Genomic DNA, 15,946 nt, shown 5'->3' on the forward strand with positions numbered 1-15,946 from the left:
CGAAATACTCGGCGGTAGCTGGCGTGGGGGCGGGAAACGTGAGGCTTTCCTCATGATTTTGTGCGATCGTGGCTCCCATACAGGCCCGAGGGGCTGCCGGATACGTGTGTGGTCCGTCGGTGGGCGGAGCGCCAGGAGAAGGAAGTCGAGCGTCTTGACGATCAACGAGAGCACCGAGATGGGCCGCGGGGCGACCGCGAAAGCCGATGGTCGCGGCCAGGCGGCGGGTGTCCGCGCGCCGCTGCTCGAGCAGCTGCGTGACGGGGTGGGCTATGCGTTGGCGTTCGGTGGGCAGGGTGCGCAGTGGCTGCGTGAGCTCGAGGAGATCGGGCGCGACAGCGCGCTCGAGTCCGAGCTCACCGCGCTCGTGCACGAGGCCGAGGCGCTGATCGAACCGGTTGCGGCGCAGTTGCTGGTGGTTCGCCCCGGTGGCTTCGATCCCATGGGCTGGATGCTGGAGAGCGAGCTGGACGAGCCGGAGGAGCCGTCCTCCGCGCCCGCCGAGTCGGTGCTGCGCTCGGCCCCGGTCTCGATGCCGGGTGTGCTGTTGGCCCAGCTCGCGGCCACCAGGGCGCTGCGCCTGCAGGGCCTCGACACGGCCGAGAATCCGCCGGTCGCCGTCGTCGGACATTCGCAGGGCCTGTTCGCCGCCGCCGCGGTCGAGGCCGCGGGCGCGCGCGACGCGGAGCTGCTGGCCATCGCCCAGCTCGTCGGCGCCGCCGCGGGCCTGATCGCGCGCAGGCGCGGGCTGATGCCGGTCGGCGAGCGCTCGCCGATGGTCGCGGTGTCCAATGTCGATCCCGAGCAGCTGCGGGCGATCGTCGCCGAGGTCGCCGAGGGTGTCGACCCCGCGATCGCCGCGGTGGTCTCGATCCGCAACGGCCGCAGGCGCGTCGTGCTCTCCGGCGCCCCGGCCCAGATCGACCGGGTGCGGGCCAGGTGCGCGCAGCTGCACGACGAGCAGACCAAGGAGCGCGAGAACAAGGTTCGCGGCGGCGCGGTGTTCGCGCCGGTCTTCGAGGACATCTCCGTCGACGTCGCCTTCCACCACCCGGCGCTGGCCGAGACCGTCGACCTGGTCAGCGGCTGGGCCCGCCAGTGCGAGCTCGACGCCGAGTTCGCGGCCGCGCTGACCCAGCAGGTGCTGGTCGACCCGATCGACTGGGTCGCCACCGTCGACTCCGTCGTCGAGGCGGGCGCGGAGTGGATCCTCGACCTGGGCCCCGGCGACCTGCTCTCGCGCGTCACCGGCGGCTCGCTCAAGGGCACCGGCGTCGGCGTGATCGCCGCCGCCACCCGCCCCGGCCAGCGCAGCCTGCTCACCCCGGGCGCGGCGCCCGAGCCGTCGACCCCGTGGTCGGCCTTCGCACCGAAGCCGGTGCGGCTGCCCAACGGGCGCATCGTCGTCGAGACCGCGTTCACCAAGCTCACCGGCCGGTCGCCGATCCTGCTGGCGGGCATGACCCCGACCACCGTCGACGCGAAGATCGTCGCCGCGGCGGCCAACGCGGGCCACTGGGCCGAGCTGGCCGGTGGCGGCCAGGTCACCGAGCAGATCTTCGCCGACCGGATGACCGAGCTGCGCCGGCTGCTGCAGCCGGGCCGCGCGGTGCAGTTCAACTCGCTGTTCCTCGACCCGTACCTGTGGAAGCTGCAGCTGGGCGGCAAGCGCCTGGTGCAGAAGGCGCGCGCGGCGGGCGCCCCGCTCGACGGCGTCATCGTCACCGCGGGCATCCCCGAGCTCGACGAGGCCGTCGCGCTGATCGAGGAGCTGACCGAGGTCGGCATCAGCCACGTCGCGTTCAAGCCGGGCACCGTCGCCCAGATCCGGGCCGTGCTGCGCATCGCCGACGCGGTGCCGGACTACCCGGTGATCATGCACATCGAGGGCGGCAAGGCCGGCGGGCACCACTCCTGGGAAGACCTGGACGACCTGCTGCTGGCCACCTACGCCGAGCTGCGCGGCCGCGCCAACGTGGTGGTCTGCGTGGGCGGCGGCATCGGCACGCCCGAGCGCGCCACCGAGTACCTGACCGGCACCTGGTCCACCACGCACGGCTACCCGGCGATGCCGCTGGACGGCGTGCTCGTCGGCACCGCCGCCATGGCCACCCTGGAGGCGACCACCGCCCCCGAGGTCAAGCAGCTGCTCGTCGACACCCCCGGCACCCCCGACTGGGTCGGCGCCGGCACCGCCAGCGGCGGCATGGCCTCGGGCCGCAGCCAGCTGGGCGCCGACATCCACGAGATCGACAACGCCGCCTCGCGCACCGGCCGTCTGCTCGACGAGGTCGCCGGCGACGCCGAGGCCGTGGCCGCCCGGCGTGAGGAGATCATCGCCGCGCTCGACGCCACCGCCAAGCCCTACTTCGGCGACGTCGCCACCATGACCTACCAGCAGTGGCTGGAACGCTACGTGTCGCTTGCCGTGTCGAGCGAGGTCCCGATCTCCTTCGACTGCGGCTCCGACATCGGTGACGCGATCATCGACGCCACCCGCTCGGAGTGGCTCGACATCAGCTGGCGCGACCGGTTCGCGGAGATGATGCGGCGCACCGAGGCCCGGCTGCACCCGGCCGACAGCGGCGAGATCGAGACGCTGTTCGCCGACGACGAGGCCTTCGAGCACCCCGTGCAGGCGCTGTGCGCGCTGAAGAAGCAGTACCCGGCCGTCGCCGAGACCGTGCTGCACCCGGCCGACGTGCCGTTCTTCGTCTCGCTCTGCAAGACCCCGGGCAAGCCGGTGAACTTCGTGCCCGTCGTCGACGCCGACGTGCGCCGCTGGTGGCGCTCGGATTCGCTGTGGCAGGCCCATGACCCGCGCTACTCGGCCGACCAGGTGTGCGTCATCCCCGGCACCGTCGCGGTCGCGGGCATCACCCGCGTCGACGAGCCGGTCGGCGAACTGCTCGACCGGTTCGAGCAGGACACCGCCTACAGCCTGGTGCGGGCGGGCGTCACCCCCGCTCCGGTCGACGCCCGCCGCGTCGCCGGCGTGGTGGCAGGCCCGATCGACACCGTGCTCGCCGCCCCCGACGTGCAGTGGGCGGGCCGCACCACGGTCAACCCGGTGCACCGGCTCGGCGCCGTCACCGAGTGGATCGTCGAGCAGGGCAGCGCGGTGCACCGCGGCACCGGCGCGACGCTGACCGAGACCACCGGTCCCGAAGCCGATTTCAGCTACGTCGAGCTGGCGGTGCCGCTGCTCGGCCGCGACGCGGTGAAGATCCGCATCACCGTGCCGGTGAGCGTGTACTCCGGCGGCGCGCCCGTGATCACCGAGGCCGACGCCGAGACCGCCATGTCGGCGCTGCTCGGCGTGGCCGCGGGCCAGTCGCTGCCCGAGGTGAAAGCCGGTGTGGCGCACCTCAACCTGGCCTGGATGCCCGACCTGGTCGCCGACCACGCCGGCGTCACCGGCTCCGGCCTGCCCGACTCGCTCAGCACCCTCGGCCGCACCGCGCCCGACGTGCTCGTCGGCGCCTGCTGGCCCGCGGTCTTCGCGGTGCTCGGCGCGGCCCGCACCGGCACCGGCGGCTCGGTCATCGAGGGCATGCTCGACCTGGTCCACCTGGACCACCAGATCGAGCTGCTCGCCGAACTGCCCGCCGAGACCAGCATTCTCGTGGTGCGCGCCGAGAGCGGCGCCGTGGTCGACACGGACATGGGTCGCGTCGTCGAGGTCGGCGTCACCGTCGGCCTGATCCTGGATCAGGGCCTCGAGCCGACCCCGCTGGCCCGGCTGGTCGAGCGCTTCGCCATCCGCGGCCGCAACGGCGCGGGCGAGCTCACCGATCCGCCGCGCGCGGCGGGCGCGGTCTCCGACGCCGCCACCGACACCCCGCGCCGCCGCCGTCGCGACGTGAGCATGGCCGCCCCGCGCGCCATGCACGCCTTCGCCGCCGTCTCCGGCGACCACAACCCGATCCACACCTCCGACGCCGCCGCCAAGCTGGCCGGCCTGGGCAGCCCGATCGTGCACGGCATGTGGCTCTCCGCCGCCGCCCAGCACGCGGTCGTGGCCGTGGATCCCGAAAGCTCCGTTCCCGCACGCACTCTCACCGCCTGGACCACCCGGTTCCTCGGCATGGTCCGCCCCGGCGCGACCGTCGACGTGCGGGTGGAGCGGATCGCGGTGGACGCCGGCAGCGAGATCATCGAGGTCTCCTGCCGCGTCGACGGTGACCTGGTCATGACCGCGACCGGGCGCACCGCCGCCCCGAAGACCGTCTACGCCTTCCCGGGCCAGGGCATCCAGCGCAAGGGGATGGGTCTGGACGCGCTGACCCGCTCGAAGGCGGCCAAGAAGGTCTGGGAGCGCGCCGACGCGCACACCCGCGAGGCCCTCGGGTTCTCGATCCTGGCGGTGGTGCGCGACAACCCGACCTATCTCAAGGCCCGCGGTGTCGAACACCGGCACCCGGACGGCGTGCTGCACCTGACCCAGTTCACCCAGGTCGCCATGGCGACCCTCGGCGTCGCCCAGGTCGCCGAGCTGCGGGAGGCGGGCGCGTTCGTCGAGGGCGCGATGCTGGCCGGGCACTCGGTCGGTGAGTACAACGCGCTCGCCGCCGTCGCCGGCGTGCTGCCGCTGGAGGCCGTGCTCGAGGTCGTGTTCCAGCGCGGTTCGGCCATGCACGAGCTGGTCCCGCGCGACGCGCAGGGCCGCAGCGACTACCGGATGGCCGCCATCCGCCCGTCGCAGATCGGGCTGCCCGACGCCGAGGTCATCGACTTCGTCAACGGCATCGGCGCGGCCACCGGTGAGTTCCTCGAGGTCGTGAACCTGAACCTGCGCGGCTCGCAGTACGCCATCGCGGGCACGGTCGCCGGGCTCGAGGCGCTCGAGACCGAGATCGACCGGCGCCGTGCGGAATTCGGCGGCAAGCGCGCGTTCATCCTGGTGCCCGGCATCGACGTGCCGTTCCACTCCTCGGTGCTGCGCGACGGTGTGCCGGAGTTCCGGCACAAGCTCGAGCAGCTGCTGCCCGCCGAGGTGCACCCGGAGGTGCTCGTCGGTCGCTACATCCCGAACCTGGTGCCGCGCCCGTTCTCGCTGGAGCGCGAATTCCTCACCGAGATCGCCGAACTCGTGCCCTCGGAGCCGCTGGCCGCCGTGCTCGCCGACTTCGACAGCTGGGCCCAGCGCGAGGCCGAACTGTGCCGCGTGGTGCTGATCGAGCTGCTGGCCTGGCAGTTCGCCAGCCCGGTGCGCTGGATCGAGACCCAGGACCTGCTGTTCACCGACACCGCGCACGGCGGTCTCGGCGTGGAGCGCTTCGTCGAGGTGGGCCTCGGCGCCACCCCGACGGTGGCCAACCTGGCCTCGCAGACGCTGAAGCTGCCCGCCTTCGGCGGGGCGACGGTCGAGGTCGTCAACGTCGAGCGCGACGCCGCGGTCGTCTACGCCACCGACACCGATCCCGCGCCCGTCGAGGACGACGTCGAGGAGACCCCGGCCGAGGCGCCCGCCGCCGCTGCCGCCCCCGCCGCCCCGGTCGCCGCGGCCCCGGTCGCCACCGGCGGCCCGCGCCCCGACGACATCGCCTTCACCGCCGCCGACGCCACCCGCGTGCTCATCGCGCTGTGGACCAAGCTGCGGCTGGACCAGATCGGCGCGGTCGACACCATCGAGGGCCTCTGCGACGGCGTGTCCTCGCGCCGCAACCAGCTGCTCGTCGACCTCGGTTCCGAGCTCTCGCTCGGCGCCATCGACGGCGCCGCCGACGCCGACATGGGCGCGCTGTCCGCCACGGTCGAGCGCCTGGCCCGCACCTACAAGCCGTTCGGCACGGTGCTCACCGATGCCATCGGCGACCACCTGCGCAAGGTCTTCGGTCCTTCCGGCAAGCGGCCCGCCGCCATCGCCGACCGGGTCAAGAAGACCTGGGAACTCGGCGACGGCTGGGCCAGCCACGTCACCGCGGAGGTTTCCCTCGGCACCCGCGAGGGCGCCAGCGTGCGCGGCGGTGACCTCGGCGGACTCGTCGGCGGCGCGCTGTCCGACGCCGCCTCGGTCGACGCCGCGATCGACGCGGCCGTGCAGGCGGTCGCCGCGCGGCGCGGCGTCGCGGTCTCGCTGCCCTCGGCCGGCGGCGCGTCCGGCGGCACCGTCGACGCGGCGGCGCTGGGCGAGTTCACCGAGCAGATCACCGGCCGCGACGGCGTGCTCGCCACCGCGGCGCGGGTGATCCTCGACCAGCTCGGCCTCAGCGAGCAGGCCAGCGCCCCGGAGACGACGCCCGACACCCTGGTCGACCTGGTCTCCGCCGAACTCGGCGCGGACTGGCCGCGGCTGGTCGCGCCCGCCTTCGACGCCCGCAAGGCCGTCCTCATCGACGACCGCTGGGCCACCGCCCGCGAAGACCTCGCGACCATGTGGCTCGGCGACGACGCCACCACCGCCGAGCAGTCGATCGCCGGCTACGTCGGCGCGGGCGAAGCCGTTGCCGCGCAGGCCAACTGGTGGCGCCAGCGGGCCATGAGCGAGGCGCGCTCGGTGCTGGCGGGGGTCTACGCGAAGATCGCGGAGGCCGCCGTCGACACCACCGACCCGGGCCTGTGGTCCGACGACGTGGCCGTGATCACCGGCGCGAGCAAGGGTTCCATCGCTGCCGCGGTCACCGGCAGGCTGCTCTCGGGCGGCGCCACGGTGGTGGTCACCACCTCCGGGCTCAACGACGAGCGGCTGAAGTTCTACCGCTCGCTCTACCGCGACAACGCCCGCCACGGCGCGGCGCTGTGGGTGGTCCCCGCCAACATGGCCTCCTACCAGGACCTGGACGCGCTCATCGAGTGGGTCGGGACCGAGCAGGTCGACAACGCGGGCGGCGCCAAGATCAAGACCAAGGACGCGATGACCCCGACGCTGCTGCTGCCGTTCGCGGCTCCGCGCGTCGCCGGTGACCTCGCCGACGCGGGCGCCCGCGCGGAGATGGAGATGCGGGTCCTGCTCTGGTCGGTCGAGCGGCTGATCGGCGGCCTGTCCGCCCTCGGCGCCGACCACGACGTCGACGCGAAACTGCATGTGGTGCTGCCGGGTTCGCCCAACCGCGGCCTCTTCGGCGGCGACGGCGCCTACGGCGAGTCCAAGGCCGCGCTCGATGCGATCGTCGCCAAGTGGAAGGCCGAGAAGTCCTGGGCCACCCGGGTCACCATGGTGCACGCGCTGATCGGCTGGGTGCGCGGCACCGGGCTGATGGGCCACAACGACCCGATGGTCGAGGCCGTCGAGAAGGCGGGCGTGCACACCTGGTCGACCGGCGAGATGGCCGACGAGCTGCTCAAGTGGTGCACTTCGCGGGCCCGTCAGGTGACGGTCACCGGTCCGCAGCAGATCGACCTCACCGGCGGCCTGGCGCGCGCCAAGCTGGACCTGCCCGCGCTGGCCAAGCAGGCGCAGGAGGCCGCGGCCGCCGCCGAGGAGGAAGCGGTCACCGCCGCGACCATCGCCGCGCTGCCCGCCCCGCCCACCCTGAGCTCGGCGCTGCCGGTGCCGGAGTGGGGCGACGTCACCGCCGATCTCAGCGACATGGTCGTGATCGTCGGCGCGGCCGAGCTCGGCCCGTACGGTTCCTCGCGGACCCGCTTCGAGATGGAGGTCGAGGACAAGCTCTCGGCCGCGGGCGTGCTCGAGCTGGCCTGGACCACCGGTCTGATCCGCTGGGAGAACGACCCGAAGCCGGGCTGGTACGACACCGAATCCGGTGACTTCGTGCCGGAGTCGGAGGTCGCCGAGCGCTACCACGACACCGTCGTCGAACGCTGCGGTGTACGCCGCTACGAGGACGACGCGGCCATGGTCGACAATGCCGCGCCGCTGCTGACCTCGGTGTTCCTGGACCAGGACCTGAGCTTCACGGTCGCCAACGAGGCCGAGGCGCGTGCCTTCCACACCGCCGACCCGGAGCACACGGTGATCACCCCCGTCGCCGATTCCGGCGACTGGACCGTCACTCGCAAGGCGGGCACCGAGATCCGGGTGCCGCGCAAGGCGAAGCTCTCGCGGGTGGTCGGTGGCCAGATCCCCACCGGCTGGGACCCCACGATCTGGGGTGTCTCCGCGGACATGGCCGCCTCGATCGACCGGGTCGCGCTGTGGAACATCGTCTGCACCGTCGACGCGTTCGTCGGCGCCGGCTTCAGCCCCGACGAGCTGATGAGCTGGGTGCACCCGAGCCTGGTGGCCAACACTCAGGGCACCGGCATGGGCGGCATGTCCTCGATGCGCTCGCTCTACGTCGACAACCTGCTCGGCGAGCCGCGCCCGAACGACATCCTGCAGGAGGCGCTGCCCAACGTCGCGCTGGCGCACGTGGTGCAGTCCTACGTCGGCAGCTACGGCGCCATGGTGCACCCGGTCGCGGCGTGCGCCACGGCGGCGGTGTCGGTGGAGGAAGCCGTCGACAAGATCCGGCTCGGCAAGGCCGAGGTCGTGGTCGCCGGTGGTTACGACGATCTCGGCATCGAGGGCATCGTCGGCTTCGGTGACATGTCGGCCACCGCCGACTCGGCGGCCATGCGCGCCAAGGGGATCAGCGACCGGTACTTCTCCCGCGCCAACGACCGCCGTCGCGGCGGATTCGTGGAATCGCAGGGTGGCGGCACCGTGCTGCTGGCCCGCGGTGACGTGGCCGTGGAGATGGGCCTGCCGGTGCTCGGCGTGCTCGCCTTCGCGCAGTCCTTCGCCGACGGCGTGCACACCTCCATCCCCGCACCGGGACTGGGCGCGCTGGGCGCCGGCCGCGGCGGCAGCGGCTCGCGACTGGCCGCCGAACTGCGCAAGCTCGGCGTCACCCCGGACGACATCGCGGTGATCTCCAAGCACGACACCTCCACCGCCGCCAACGATCCCAACGAGTCGGAGTTGCACGAGCGGCTCGCCGGCGCGCTGGGCCGCACCGACGGCGCCCCGCTGTTCGTGGTCTCGCAGAAGAGCCTCACCGGCCACGCCAAGGGCGGCGCGGCGGCCTTCCAGCTCATCGGCCTGTGCCAGGTGCTGGAGAACGGTGTGGTGCCGCCGAACCGCAGCCTGGACTGCGTCGACGAGAAGATGCAGGCCTACCCGCACCTGGTGTGGGCCCGCGAACCGCTGCGCTTCGGCGAGAAGTTCGCGCTGAAGGCGGGTCTGGTGACCTCGCTCGGCTTCGGTCACGTGTCCGGTCTGCTCGCGGTGGTCCATCCGCAGGCTTTCCTGGCCGCGATCGAGCCGTCGGCGCGCGCCGACTACCAGGAGCGGGCGCAGGCGCGTCAGCTCGCGGGCAGGCAGCGCTTCGCCGAGGCCATCTGCGGCGGCGCGGCGCTCTACGAGAAGCCGGCGGATCGGCGCCTCGGTGCCGACGGCACCCCGGCCAAGCAGATCCGTCAGCTCGAGGCCGACATGCTGCTCTCGCCGGAGGCCCGGCTCGACAGCGAAGGCCTGTACCGGGCGAACGGATGGGGTTGCGGCGCAGGACAGCCCGGTTCCGCTCCGCAGCCGAGCGAAGCGTCGTAGGCTGCCGCTTCGTGACGATTCTCGGTATCGGTTTGGACTTGGTGACCATCTCCGAGTTCGCCGAGCAGCTGCAACGGTCGGGGACGACGATGCTCAGGGAGAGCTTCACCGCGGGTGAACGCCGCTACTGCCAGAGCAAGCAGACGGACCCGGCCCGCAGCTTCGCCGCACGCTGGGCCGCGAAGGAGGCGGTGCTCAAGGCTTGGGCATCGTCTCGCTTCGCGCGCAGCCCGCAGATCGGGGACAACCCGTATCCGCTGATCGAAGTCGTCAACGACGCCTGGGGCAGGCCGAGCATCAAGCTGCACGGCCTGGCCGCGGAGTTCCTGCCCCGGGTGCGCGTGCACCTGTCGCTGACCCACGACGGCGACACGGCCGCGGCCATGGTCGTCCTGGAGGATCCGGGCGAGCTGGCCGATCTGATCGAGGGCAGGGAAACCACCCGCTAGACCATCGCGGACCGCTCACTTCTCGTGCGCGGTCCGCGATTCTTTTTCCGCGACGAGCAGGTACGCGACCATCAGGCGCTTGAGCTCGGCGACCGCGTCGGCGTTGGTCTGCTCGTCCTGGACCGAGAAGTTCAGCATCGAATACACCACGTGCACCAGCACTTCGGCCATCATCGTGCGCCGGGCGCGCGGGGTGCGCGGGGTCAGCGGTCGCAGCATCTGCGAGACGACCTCGGCGAACTCCTTCTCGTGCAGCGCGCCGGTGGCCCTGGTGGAGGGCGTGGACTGCATGGCCAGCCACACCTCGCGCCGCGAGGGATCGGTGGTCCACAGGTTCGCCAGGTGGTCGACGAACTGATTCATGTGCCGCAGCCAGTCCAGCGAGGGGATCTCACCGTGGAAGTCGGCCAGCTCGCGCGAAACCGCGACCAGGTCTTGCCGATTGAGCTCGCAGACGATCACGTACTTGTTGGCGAAGAACTGGTACAGCGTGCCGATCGGCACCTCGGCCCGTTGGGCCACTTCTTCACAGGTGAACGACTCGAAGCCCACCTCGACGAGCAGTTCCCGCGACGACTGCAGCAGCGCGTCGAACTTGCGCTTGCTGCGTTCCTGGGTGGGCCGCTTGCGCGGCATCAGCTCCTGCGGGTCGTCCTGCAATTCCAGCGCAGGGTCCAGACGGCTCTGCTTCGACCGGGCCTGCGCGTGTACCTCCACCCATCCAGGCTAGCGGTATACACAGTCCGGCGACACGCGTCTACCGACAGCGTGTCAACAACTGGGCGAAAATCCTCCCATCCGGGCGGCGGATGGTGACGAATCATCAGATGAGCGTGCGTGCATCCGCGTGCTCATTCGCGGCGATCTCCTGCCGCAACCGACCTACCGCGAAGTGATGGGCCCCGCGTGGTCCGTCCCGCATCGTTTCGCACAGGGAAGGCTTGACTAGTGGCTGCAGGATCTGTGATCACGCTCGGCGTCAGTACCGAGCGAGGCGCCGTACACGCGGTGGCGTTCGCCGACTCGGGCGCCTCCCTCACCGACCGGATGCTGCTGCGGCGCACGGTCCGTGCCGGTGGAGACGGAAAGGCCGACATCGCCGCCGCGGTGCAGACCGCGCTGGACACGATGGCCGCCGAACTCGAGGACGAGCACGAGATCGCCGGAGTGGCAGTGAGTTACCGCGACGCCGTCGAGCGGCGCGCGATCGTCACCAGGCTCGCGTCGACCCCGTGGCACACGGCCTCGCTGGTCTCGGCGAAGTCCGCGCATCTGTTCCTCGCGGGGGCGATGACCTGGCTCGACGAGTTCGACAATCTGCTCGTCTACGAGGCCGTGCCCGGCCACCAGGCGATGACGCTGCTCGACCCGGGCAGGCACCGGGTGCTGGCCGCCTCGGCGCAGACCGGCGCGCCGACCCCGGGGGCGCTGCAGGCCGGGGTGTCCTCGGCGTGGGACCAGTTCGAGGCCGCGGATGTGCGTCCCAGCGCGGTGGTGCTGGTCGGCACCTCGGCCGACGCGCCCGCGGTGCGCGAGGCCGTCGCCGGATTCGGCGTGCCGGTGCTGCCGTGCCGGCTGGCGCCGTTCGCGCCCGCCGCGGGCGCGGCGCTGGTCGCGCTGAACGACGTCACCGAGGCGCCCGTCCCGATCACGGCGCAGTCCAGGCGCGGCACCGCGCTGGTCGCCGCGGCAGCGAGCCTGCTGGCGGGCGGTCTGGTCGCCGGTGGGGCGTACGCGGTGATGAACGGTGATCCGCAGGGTGTGGACAACACGGCGGTGTCGTCGGAACCCGCCGCCGGTCCGGCGCCGGTGGTTCCACGACCCGCGACGCAGGAGGCCGCCGACACCGGCGGCGGCGCGCAGAGTGGCGTCGAGGGGGGTGTCGCCGACACCTCGACCTACGAGCACCTGTCGCCGAATCCGCAGCTGATCGAACCCGGCCAGTTCCCGCTGGACTATCCCACCCAGCTGTACGGCGATGCGCCGCAGGACGACCCGCTGCCGCTCGAGCCGGCCCCGGTGGTCCCGCAGATCCCCGCCGCGGCGCAGACGGTGCCGGGCACCGGGATTCCCATGGGCATGCAGCCCGCGCAGGCGCCGGTGCTGCCGGAAGGCCCGCGCACCGAATCGGCCGACTGAGCCGAGACCATCGAGAAGGGCCGCGCGATGTGCGCGGCCCTTCTCGTCCTTCCTGGTCGTTCAGACACTGGTGCGACGCCGGAACAGCACACCGGCGGCGAGGAATCCGGCCCCCGCGATGCCCGCGCACCACAGCACCGCCAGCAGCCCGCTGTCCCCGATCGGCGTGCCCATCAGCAGGCCGCGTGTCGTCTCGATCACCGGGGTCACCGGCTGGTTCTCGGCGAAGGCGTGCAGCCACGTCGGCATCGACTCGGTCGGCACGAACGCGCTGCTCACGTACGGCAGGAACATGAACACGAAGGTGAAGCCGTTGGCCGCCTCCGGGTTCCGGGCCAGCAGTCCCAGCGCGGCCGACAGCCACGACAGCGCGAACACGAACATCGCCAGCACGCCGAACACGCCGAGCCAGCGCAGCGGATCGGTGGTCGGCCGGAATCCGAGCGCCACCGCGACACCGATCACGATGGCGGAGGTGAGCAGGTTGCGCAGCACGCTCTCCACCACGTGCCCGGTGAGCACCGCCGAACGCGCGATGGCCATGGCGCGGAACCGGTCGATGATGCCCTCGGCCAGGTCGGTGGACAGCGCGACCGCCGTGGTCGACGCGCCGAAGCCCGCGCACAGCAGGATGATTCCGGGCACCACGTAGTCGATGTAGGCGCCGGGGCCCACATCCATGGCGCCGCCGAAGACGTAGACGAACATCAGCAGGATCATCACCGGCAGCGCGATCGTCATGATCATCGTGTCGGGACTGCGCAGGGTGTGGCGGATGTTGCGGTCGAGCATGGTGGTGGAGTCCTGGGCGGCGCGCACGAGCGTGGCCGCGGGCGAAAGGGACATGGCGGTGGCTCTTTTCGTTCGGTGGATCAGGCCGCGACGTGGTCGCGGTCGGTGAGTGCGAAGAAGACGTCGTCGAGATCGGGGGTGTGCACGGTCAGCTGCTCGACGGTGATGTCGAGGGCGGCGAACCGGTCGAGCAGGTCCTTGATCCGCGCGGTGCCGCCGCTGGTCGGTACCTGCAGCGTCAGCTGGTCGGGGTCGGCGTGCCCGTCCGGGACTGCGTGGCGCGCCGCGGTGAGTCGGTTGTGGTCGGGGAAGCGCAGCAGCAGGTGCCCGCCGGGGACGCGGCGTTTGAGTTCGTCGGGGGTGCCGTCGGCGACGATGACGCCGCCGTCGAGCACGGCGATCCGGTCGGCCAGCTGATCGGCCTCCTCGAGGTACTGGGTGGTGAGAACGATGGTGGTGCCGTCGGCGGCGAGCTCCCTGATCGCGGTCCACAGATCGCGCCTGCTGCGCGGGTCCAGGCCCGTGGTCGGCTCGTCCAGGAAGACCATGCGCGGCCTGCCCATCAGGCTCATGGCCAGGTCGAGCCTGCGGCGCATGCCGCCGGAGTAGGAGTCGACCGGACGGCTCGCGGCCTCGACGAGGTCGAACCGCTCGAGCAGTTCGGCGCCGCGCCGGGCCGTCTCCTTCGTGCCCAGATGCAGCAGCCGGCCGGTCATGCGCAGGTTCTCGGTGCCGGTGAGGACGCCGTCGACCGCCGCGTACTGCCCGGTGACGCCGATCAGCCCGCGGACGGTGTCGGCCTCGGTCACCAGGTCGTGTCCGAAGACCCGCGCCTGCCCGTGGTCGGGGCGGATCAGCGTGGTGAGGGTGCGCACGAGCGTGGTCTTGCCCGCGCCGTTGGGGCCGAGGAGGGCGAAGACCGTGCCCGGCGCGACCTCCAGGTCCAGGTCGGCGAGGACGACGTGCGCGCCGAAGGATTTGCGCAACCCCCGGATCGCGAGGGCGGGTGCGGTGGTCATGAGTTCGCTCCGATCGAGAAACTGTTTATGTGATAAACATTGTTTATAGAGTAAGCAGTTCTCGGGCGCAAGGGCCCGCTGGCGCTAGAGTCGGGTGACGCGGAGGAGGCAGGGACTAGATGACGACATCCGGCGACACGGCGCTACCGAAAGCGGTCGAGCTGATGTGGGGGCTGGAGCAGGCGGGCTCCCGCGGGCCCCGGCGCGGGCTCACCCTCGACCAGATCCTCGACGCCGCGATCGCCGTGGCCGACGCGGAGGGCTACGCGGCACTGTCGATGAACCGGGTCGCCAAGCAACTCGGCTTCACGGCCATGTCGCTGTATCGCTACGTGGACAGCAAGAACACCCTGGTCGATCTGCTCGTGGACCGGGTGGTCGGTCCGCCGCCGGACATCGCCCCGGACATCCCGTGGCGCGCCGGCCTGGAGACGTGGGCGCACGCGGAATTCGAGCGGATCGGGAACCACCCGTGGTGGGTGGATATCCCGCTGAACCGGCCACCGCTGGGGCCGAACAACATGGCCTGGCTGGACGCGGGGCTGCGGACCCTGGGCGCGACCGCGGTGCCCGAATCGATCAAGCTCCAGCTGGTCATGAACCTGTCGATGTTCGTGGTGTCCAAGCAGCGCGCGGTGCGCGATCTGCAGACGGAGGCGGACGGCGACTTCGCCGGGGTGCTGGCCAGGGTGCTCGACCCGCAGCGCTTTCCCTCGGTGACGGCCGCACTATCCGCCTCCGCCTTCTACGACGACGAGATCGACTGGGGCAAAGCCGATTTCGAATTCGGTCTGGCGCGGTTGCTGGACGGCTACGAGGTCTTCGTCCGCACCTTCGCCTGAGCGGCTACACCGACAGGTCGCGGCGCAGCTTGGCCACGTGTCCCGTGGCCCGCACGTTGTACTGGGCCACCTCGATCTTGCCCTCGGCGTCGACGAGGAAGGTCGAACGGATCACGCCGGTGACGGTCTTGCCGTACATCTTCTTCTCGCCGAAGGCGCCCCACTCCTGCAGGACGGTGCGCTCGGGGTCCGACAGCAGCGGGAAGGTCAGTCCCTCGGCGTCGCGGAACTTGGCCAGCTTGGCCGGCTTGTCCGGCGAGATGCCGACCACGTCGATCCCGGCGCCGCCGAGCTCGGCCAGGTTGTCGCGGAAGTCGCAGGCCTGCTTGGTGCAGCCGGGGGTGCTCGCGGCGGGGTAGAAGTAGACGATCACCTTGCGGCCGCGATAGTCCGACAGCGACACGTCCTTGCCGTCGGCGTCGGGCAGCGTGAAATCGGGTGCGGTGTCTCCGGGGGAGAGGCGATGGTTGTCGGTCACCACCGCACGGTAACCGACCGGGTCCGGCGCGGGCATGGATAGACTCGTCGGCGAGCAGCAGACACATACTGGAGGTGACGGTGGCCAAGAACGACACCGACCGGATCGAGCGTGAGATCGAGATCGCGCGCACCCGGTTGGCGACGACGCTCGACGAACTGGCGGTGCGTGCCGATCCGCAGCGGATCGCCGAGGACACCAAGGCGGTCGTGGTCGCCAAGTTGAACGAGCCGAAGGTCAAATACACCCTGATCGGCGCCGGCGCGCTCGTCGCGGGCCTGGTTCTGGTCAAGATCTTCCGCCGCTGACGATCGCGGCCACGAAACGAAACACCCGATGCGGCACGGCCGCATCGGGTGTTGTCGTCTGCACGCGGAATTACTGCGTGGGGCAGGCCAGCCCGTCACCGTCGGGGTCGAGGTGGGGCGAGTAGCCCGCCTCGCCGCGGAACAGGGGAGCGCGACCCTGCGCGTAGGCGTCGTCGCAGCTGCGGAACGCGCCACCCGCCGAGCCCGACTGGACCAGGTTGGCCGAGCCGGTCGCGCCGAGGAGGGAGTCGAAGCTGGAGGAGCCGGTGCCCGCGGAGCCGGTGGGCACGTTGGCGTGGGCGGCGGGGACGGCGAGCAGGGAAATCCCCACTGCGGCGAGGCTGACGGTCAGCCGACGAACGTTCATGGATTCCTCGATGTCTGCGGCGTTTCGGTTGTGGGCCCGGACACTTCACGCGTCGGGCG

The 15,946-nt window shown here is 71.6% G+C and carries 10 protein-coding genes; 5 read left to right on the forward strand and 5 right to left on the reverse strand.

The window, feature by feature from the left end; translation table 11 throughout:
• Positions 1 to 154 precede the first annotated feature (154 nt).
• Together DFR69_RS21240 and acpS are read left to right on the forward strand one after the other, a co-directional pair.
• Entirely contained in the window at positions 155 to 9,493 is a 9,339-nt protein-coding gene (locus DFR69_RS21240; protein WP_110039377.1) for a type I polyketide synthase, read from the forward strand.
• 11 nt (positions 9,494 to 9,504) lie between these two features.
• Positions 9,505 to 9,942, forward strand: coding sequence for a holo-ACP synthase AcpS (acpS, locus tag DFR69_RS21245; protein WP_110039378.1), 438 nt, complete (start codon positions 9,505 to 9,507; stop codon positions 9,940 to 9,942).
• 15 nt (positions 9,943 to 9,957) lie between these two features.
• Here the strand turns inward: acpS and DFR69_RS21250 are convergent, their stop codons facing one another.
• A complete protein-coding gene (locus DFR69_RS21250; protein ID WP_233001701.1) occupies positions 9,958 to 10,578 on the reverse strand; it encodes a TetR/AcrR family transcriptional regulator in 621 nt (206 codons plus the stop codon).
• Positions 10,579 to 10,890: 312 nt separating this feature from the next.
• On the opposite strand from DFR69_RS21250, the gene DFR69_RS21255 reads away from it, so the two are divergent.
• Positions 10,891 to 12,081: a hypothetical protein gene (locus DFR69_RS21255; RefSeq protein ID WP_146229388.1), complete on the forward strand. Its 1,191-nt coding sequence runs from the start codon at positions 10,891 to 10,893 to the stop codon at positions 12,079 to 12,081.
• A gap of 60 nt (positions 12,082 to 12,141) precedes the next feature.
• Here DFR69_RS21255 and DFR69_RS21260 read toward each other — a convergent pair whose 3' ends face one another.
• Entirely contained in the window at positions 12,142 to 12,927 is a 786-nt protein-coding gene (locus tag DFR69_RS21260) for an ABC transporter permease (protein ID WP_110039380.1), read from the reverse strand.
• Positions 12,928 to 12,953: 26 nt separating this feature from the next.
• The gene (locus DFR69_RS21265) at positions 12,954 to 13,892 is read right to left on the reverse strand and encodes an ATP-binding cassette domain-containing protein (RefSeq protein WP_110039381.1); all 939 of its coding nucleotides are present in this window, start codon (positions 13,890 to 13,892) and stop codon (positions 12,954 to 12,956) included.
• Between the two features lie 119 nt (positions 13,893 to 14,011).
• Here DFR69_RS21265 and DFR69_RS21270 point away from each other — a divergent pair, with 119 nt between their 5' ends.
• On the forward strand, positions 14,012 to 14,734 hold the full coding sequence (locus DFR69_RS21270) for a TetR/AcrR family transcriptional regulator (RefSeq protein ID WP_110039382.1): 723 nt from the start codon (positions 14,012 to 14,014) through the stop codon (positions 14,732 to 14,734).
• Positions 14,735 to 14,738: 4 nt separating this feature from the next.
• Here the strand turns inward: DFR69_RS21270 and bcp are convergent, their stop codons facing one another.
• Positions 14,739 to 15,212: a thioredoxin-dependent thiol peroxidase gene (gene bcp / locus DFR69_RS21275; RefSeq protein WP_110039601.1), complete on the reverse strand. Its 474-nt coding sequence runs from the start codon at positions 15,210 to 15,212 to the stop codon at positions 14,739 to 14,741.
• Between the two features lie 74 nt (positions 15,213 to 15,286).
• Here bcp and DFR69_RS21280 point away from each other — a divergent pair, with 74 nt between their 5' ends.
• Positions 15,287 to 15,520, forward strand: coding sequence for a DUF3618 domain-containing protein (locus tag DFR69_RS21280; protein WP_110039383.1), 234 nt, complete (start codon positions 15,287 to 15,289; stop codon positions 15,518 to 15,520).
• Between the two features lie 70 nt (positions 15,521 to 15,590).
• Here the strand turns inward: DFR69_RS21280 and DFR69_RS21285 are convergent, their stop codons facing one another.
• Positions 15,591 to 15,887 carry an excalibur calcium-binding domain-containing protein gene (locus DFR69_RS21285; protein ID WP_110039384.1) on the reverse strand — a complete coding sequence of 99 codons (297 nt, stop codon included), beginning with the start codon at positions 15,885 to 15,887 and terminating at the stop codon, positions 15,591 to 15,593.
• Positions 15,888 to 15,946 lie beyond the last annotated feature (59 nt).

Origin of the sequence: Nocardia neocaledoniensis, from assembly GCF_003182135.1 — a bacterium.
In the GTDB taxonomy this organism is placed as follows: domain Bacteria; phylum Actinomycetota; class Actinomycetes; order Mycobacteriales; family Mycobacteriaceae; genus Nocardia; species Nocardia neocaledoniensis.

Bases quoted from the DNA above. Each gene is read 5' to 3' on its own strand.
- DFR69_RS21250 (WP_233001701.1), bottom strand. From the start codon at position 10,578: ATGCCGCGCAAGCGGCCCACCCAGGAACGCAGCAAGCGCAAGTTCGAC.
- DFR69_RS21260 (WP_110039380.1), bottom strand. From the start codon at position 12,927: ATGTCCCTTTCGCCCGCGGCCACGCTCGTGCGCGCCGCCCAGGACTCC.
- DFR69_RS21265 (WP_110039381.1), bottom strand. From the start codon at position 13,892: ATGACCACCGCACCCGCCCTCGCGATCCGGGGGTTGCGCAAATCCTTC.
- DFR69_RS21270 (WP_110039382.1), top strand. From the start codon at position 14,012: ATGACGACATCCGGCGACACGGCGCTACCGAAAGCGGTCGAGCTGATG.
- DFR69_RS21285 (WP_110039384.1), bottom strand. From the start codon at position 15,887: ATGAACGTTCGTCGGCTGACCGTCAGCCTCGCCGCAGTGGGGATTTCC.